At 68.3% G+C, this 5,340-nt stretch carries 3 protein-coding genes and 2 pseudogenes; 1 reads left to right on the plus strand and 4 read right to left on the minus strand.

Features of this window, described 5'->3' with window-relative positions; genetic code table 11:
* The 4 genes and pseudogenes from PXJ20_RS32570 to PXJ20_RS32585 form a co-directional block, all read right to left on the minus strand.
* A pseudogene (locus PXJ20_RS32570) lies at positions 1-1,557 on the minus strand (hypothetical protein); the annotation flags it as partial.
* Between the two features lie 21 nt (positions 1,558-1,578).
* Positions 1,579-3,159, minus strand: a pseudogene (locus PXJ20_RS32575) (ESPR-type extended signal peptide-containing protein); the annotation flags it as partial.
* Positions 3,160-3,262: 103 nt separating this feature from the next.
* On the minus strand, positions 3,263-3,691 hold the full coding sequence (locus PXJ20_RS32580; protein WP_421032889.1) for a hypothetical protein: 429 nt from the start codon (positions 3,689-3,691) through the stop codon (positions 3,263-3,265).
* A gap of 28 nt (positions 3,692-3,719) precedes the next feature.
* Positions 3,720-4,460, minus strand: a complete 741-nt coding sequence (locus tag PXJ20_RS32585; protein WP_421032969.1) for an EAL domain-containing protein — start codon at positions 4,458-4,460, stop codon at positions 3,720-3,722.
* Between the two features lie 420 nt (positions 4,461-4,880).
* Here PXJ20_RS32585 and PXJ20_RS32590 point away from each other — a divergent pair.
* A partial coding sequence (locus PXJ20_RS32590; RefSeq protein WP_421057486.1) for a recombinase family protein occupies positions 4,881-5,340 on the plus strand: 460 nt, incomplete at its 3' end.

Genomic DNA, 5,340 nt, shown 5'->3' on the forward strand with positions numbered 1-5,340 from the left:
AGCGGCCAGCGCGTTGACGCCGGTGGCGCCGTTGTTGGTGTAGTTGGCCTGCTGCGTGCCGTTGTCGTTGACGCTGTAGTAGTGCGTCTGGCCGCTGGAGACCGCGGTGCTCAGCTGCGAGACGTTGACCGCATCGGTGGGTGCGGTGCCGGCCGCCACGTTGTGCAGCTGCGCGGCGGTGCCGCCCGGATTGAGCGTCACGCTGCCGTAGTTGACCGTGCCGTCGGGGTTGTGGTCGTACTTGACGGCTTCGGCGTTCAGCGTGCTCAGGCCGGTCGATACCGAGGCGATACCGGTGGAGGCCGAACCCGACAGCGACGCGACGTTGCTGTTGGTGGTGGACAGGCCCGTGGAGAGCGAGCTCACGCCGGTGGACAGCGAGCTGCCCACGGTCGAGGTGGAGCCCGACAGCGAGGTCAGGCTGCTGTTGGTGGTGGACAGGCCCGTGGAGAGCGAGCTCACGCCGGTGGACAGTGAACTGCCTGTCGTCGAGGTCGAGGTGGACAGCGAGGTCAGGCTGCTGTTGGTGGTCGACAGCCCGGTGGACAGCGAACTCACACCGGTGGACAGCGAGCTGACGCCGCTCGACAGCGAACTGCCCACCGTGGAGGTCGAGCTCGACAGCGAGGTGACCGCCTGGTCCGTCGCGTAAAGCTGCGAGCCGTTGATCGCGTCCGTGCTCGAGGCACTGACCTGCCCGGCCGCCACGTTCGAGATCTGCCGCTCGTTGCCGGGGCTGCCCACGCTCACCACGCTGGTGGGCGTGGCCCCCGCGAACGAATAGAACTTGCCGCCGATCGTGGTGCCCGAGGTCGCCACCGGCGAGCCCGTCACCGAGCCGGAGCCCAGCGCCACGTCGTTGGGGTTGACCGCGGTGGCCGCCGAACCCAGCGCCACGCCGCCCGTGCTCGATGCCGTCGAGGTGTTGCCGATGGCCACCGCGCCCGTGCCGCCCGCCACGTTGGTTTCGCCCAGCGCCACCGCGCCCTGCGCGCTGGCGGTGTTCGAATCACCGATGGCCAGCGCGCCGTTGCCGTTGGCCGTGTTGTTGGCGCCCATGGCCACCGCGCCCGTGCCGGTGGCGGTGTTCGGGTCACCGATGGCCACCGCGCCGTTGCCCGTGGCGGTCTGCTGGTACCCCAGCGCCACGGCCGCGCCGCCCGTGGCCGTCGAGGTGTGGCCGATGGCCACCGCGTTGGCCGCGTTGGACAGCGCGCCGGTGCCCATGGCCAGCGAACTGCTGTTGGTGGCCGCCGCGGTCTGTCCGATCGCGATGGCGCTGGCGCCCGAGGCGGTCGCCTGCTGCGCCAGCGCCAGCGACGAGGTACCGCTGGCCGTGGCCTGCTGGCCCATGGCCGCCGCCGAGTTGCCGCTGGCCGTGGCCAGCACACCGATCGCCTGCGCGGACTGCGCGGCCGCCGCCGAGCGGCCCACCGCGATCGCGTCGGCCGCGCTGCCGATGGCCGAGGTGCCCACCGCAATGGAGTCCCCCCCCACCGCCTGCGCCGTGTTGCCCAGCGCAATGTCGTTGACGATCGTGGTACCACTGCCGCTCACCCCCGCCACCGCCCCCGTGCCCGCAGCAAATGAATCGTTGCCGTAGGAGCTTGCGACGACACCGATAGCTACAGAGCGCAGCCCCGATGCGGCAGCACTAGACCCCGCTGCCAGCGAATCGCCTCCAGATGCCGTGGCCCGCACACCCACAGCCGTATCGCGGAGTCCAGCGGCGGTGGCATTTACGCCCAAGGCATACGATGCCGAGCCGGTCGCGATAGCACTCGGGCCAATAGCCGCGGCTGCCCACTCGGACGCAGTGGCGTACTGGGCCAACGCCATAGACGATGTACCAGAAGCCACAGCCGATACTCCTATGGCCGTGGCATTCTGAGCCGAAGCGCTACTGTTCGTACCTATGGCGACAGTACCAGGCGCACTTGCAGTCGCGAACGATCCTTGAGCAACCGATTGCGTACCAGAAGCGGTCGATTGGTAACCCAGTCCGATGGCGCCAGATCCAGAGGCGACCGCAGTAGGACCAACGGCCAGCGCCGCGAAACCCGACGCAGTCGACACGTTACCGAACGCGATTGACTCAGCTCCCGAACCTGTCGCATTGACACCGACCACGACTGCATTCACACCGAGGGCACGCGCGCCCGGGCCAAGGGCGTACGCCCCTCCCGCCGAAGCCGTTGCATAAGGCCCGACTGCCCCGCTGTCACCGCCGGACGCGGTTGATCCGTTCCCCACGGCCAGATCGTTCGTGTTCGACGCGAGCGCGGAACCGCCAATGGCGAGAGAAGCTGATCCGGAAGAGGTCGCGCGCGAGCCGAGCGCTGTGGAGTCGCCGCCAGAAGCAGTCGCGATGAAACCGATCGCCGTATCGTGGACAGTGGAAGTCGTGCTAGACCCGGCCACAGCGTTCCAGCCAGCCGCGAAACTGGCTGTGCCGAAGGATTGAGCACCTGGCCCCATCGCCGTACTGAAGTCCCCGTGGGCCCGCGTTGTGCTGCCTACGGCGAATGAATTGCTGCCAAATGCCCACGCGTTGTAACCAGCAGCCAGAGCGTTCTGGCCTGAAGAGGTCGAGGTCGAACCCAAGGCAAAAGCCCCGGGTGAGCTTGCGGTTGCCAGTTGCCCTATTGCGATGGTAGCGCCAGCCAAGGCCAACGAACTATGCCCCATCGCAAGTGTGTCCGTGCCATTAGCTGTCGCGAAGGCCCCCAGAGCTGTTGCCGCACCACCGCCCGTTGCGACGGACTGATATCCCAAGGCAGTTGCATTGGTAATGTTCGCGGTGGAACCTGCACCGATCGCGTTTGCGCCCGAACCGCTCGCCGTGGCTGCATAGCCCACGCAGGCGGTGAAACTGTTATAGGAATTGTAGGGCGCCGCGCTGCAATCAACAGTCTGAGCCCACGCAGGAACGCCGAGACCGGATCCCACAGAGGCAAGCACGGCCAGCGCGATGCGGGACAGCCTCACCGGAACCATGCCACCAAAGAAGTGGTGTCCGCTATACATGCCTGCCACACTGCCACTTAGTCCCGCAACCCCACCCTTACCCTTACCCTTACCCAGCGCGCTGTCGTTCTCCGAGGCGGCCACATACGTGCCCAGCGCCTCGTTCCAGACGGTTCTATATATCCTGTTCATGGTTCACCCTTCCCTGTCGGTTCTTTCAACGAAGCGCGTCCCGTTTATTCGTTTAGCAATGCTTACCGTCTAGCGCGCTACCCCTGCCTTCTTCACACCCTGCCTACTCCCGGGGGCCCTCCACCCACTCCAGCATGTCCCTGCCATGCCGGTATCCCGCATGCAGCAGCCCTTCGGCCAGTCCGTGCCACCTGCCCGCACCGTCCGCTCCCGCCTGCGCCCGGGCCGCCTCGTAGCGCGCCCTCAGGCCCACCGCCACCGCCGAGCGCCACCCGTAGAAGCCCGTCGCTATCCCCAGGTCGTATGCACCCATCGCCAGCGCGCACTCCTCACCCAGGTGGCGCGACAGCAGGATGTGAACCGATGCGCGGAACCGCTCCATGCACCCCTCCGCACCCGCCAGCGTGAGCCCGCCTTCCGGCTGCCCCGCCACACCCCGCCCCACATGGGCCGCACACGCCGCGATCTGCTCCATCACCTGGCCCAGATACCCGCTGTCCTGCGGCCCGCCCTCTCCCGTTGCTGCCTTCATTTTCCTGTTCCCTTCTTTCTGTCCGGCATCACTGTCCCCTGCATCCCGGTGCGTCATGCCCCCCGGTGCCCGCTGCACTGAAAAACCGGCCCTGCGCCCACTGCGCGCCGGCCTCGCGCGCATGCCACAGGTCCTGCTCCTGCTCCACCCCCTCCACCACCACCTGCGGCGCCAGGTCCGCGGCCAGCCTCACCATCGCTGCAAGCCGCGCCATGCCCGCATCGCTGCCGCGGGCCGCCACCACGAACGAGGCGTCGATCTTCACGATGTCCGGCGTCCCGATGGCCATCGCCGTCTCCACGCCGTATCCCGCGCCGAAGTCGTCTATCGCCACCCGGCACCCCGCCTGCCTGAGCCGCTGCACGAAGCGCCGCCCCGGTTCCACCTCCAGCCGTGCCGTCTCGGTGATCTCCACCACCAGCCGCGCGGCCACGTCGCCCCTGTCCGCCAGCTGGCGCAGCAGCGCCTCCCAGGCCACCACCGGCACCAGGCTGCGCGCCGACAGGTTCACGCCCAGCGTGGCCTGCGCTCCGGCGCGCAGCAGCCCGATGACCCTGCGCATCACGTGACGGTCGAACGCGCACACCAGCGCGAGCCGCTCCAGCACCGGGATGAACTGGCCCGGCACCAGGCCGGGCTCGCCCTCCACCCTCGCCAGGCACTCCTCATAGAGCACCCGGCCCGGCTCCTGCGTGCCGCACACCGGCTCACGCGCCAGCCGCAGCCGTCCCTCGCGCAGGGCGGCAAACACCGCCCCGGCCTGTTCCATTTCGGTCACCCGCACCCTCCGCAACGCCCGCGGCCACAGTGCCGCGCGGCCGTATCCGGGCCCTCTTCGCCGGGGGGTGGGGCGAAAAGGAACCTTTGTGCCACATTGGTAAAAAATTTCTCTGTGACCCCGTTAAGGCCTGTCGCACAGGGGTCGGCAGCGCGGCCGGAAGGGGCGCGGGGGGTGGGGCGAAAAGGTTCGTTTTTGTCCAGTAGAATGCGGACCAGCACGGCCCATATGACAATGTTTTACGTTCTCCTAACCAGTCAGCATTGCCGTGTGATCCATTACGCATTAACCGTTTTACCGGACACACCCCATGCAGCAGCACACATCCCGCCCACCGCGGCACGCCCTCCGGCCATGCCGGCCCTGCATCCGCATGTCGCACCGAAGCCTGCCCGGCAGGAAGGTCGCCCCGTGAAGATCGGATACGCACGGGTGTCGACCGAGGAGCAGAACCTCGCCCTGCAGAAGGACGCCCTGCGCCGCGCCGGATGTGAGAGCCTGTTCACCGACCGCGGCGTGTCGGGCGCCGAGTTCAGCCGTCCCGGGCTCGACGCCGCGCTCGGCCAGCTCGCCCCCGGCGACGTGCTCGTGGTCTGGCGCCTGGACCGCCTGGGACGCTCCATCAGCAAGCTCATCGACCTCATCGCCTGGCTGGGCCGCAACGGCGTGGGCTTCGTCTCGCTCACCGAGTCCATCGACACCACCTCCGCAGGCGGCGTCCTGATGTTCCACATGATGGCCGCGCTCTCCGAGTTCGAGCGCCGCCTGATCAGCGAGCGCACCCGCGCCGGCATCGTCGCGGCGCGCGAGCGCGGCACCGTCGTGGGCCGCCGCCCCTCGCTCAGCCCCGACCAGCGCAGCCAGGCCATCA

It is taken from the genome of Paraburkholderia sp. A1RI_3L (genome assembly GCF_048957895.1).
In the GTDB taxonomy this organism is placed as follows: domain Bacteria; phylum Pseudomonadota; class Gammaproteobacteria; order Burkholderiales; family Burkholderiaceae; genus Paraburkholderia; species Paraburkholderia kururiensis.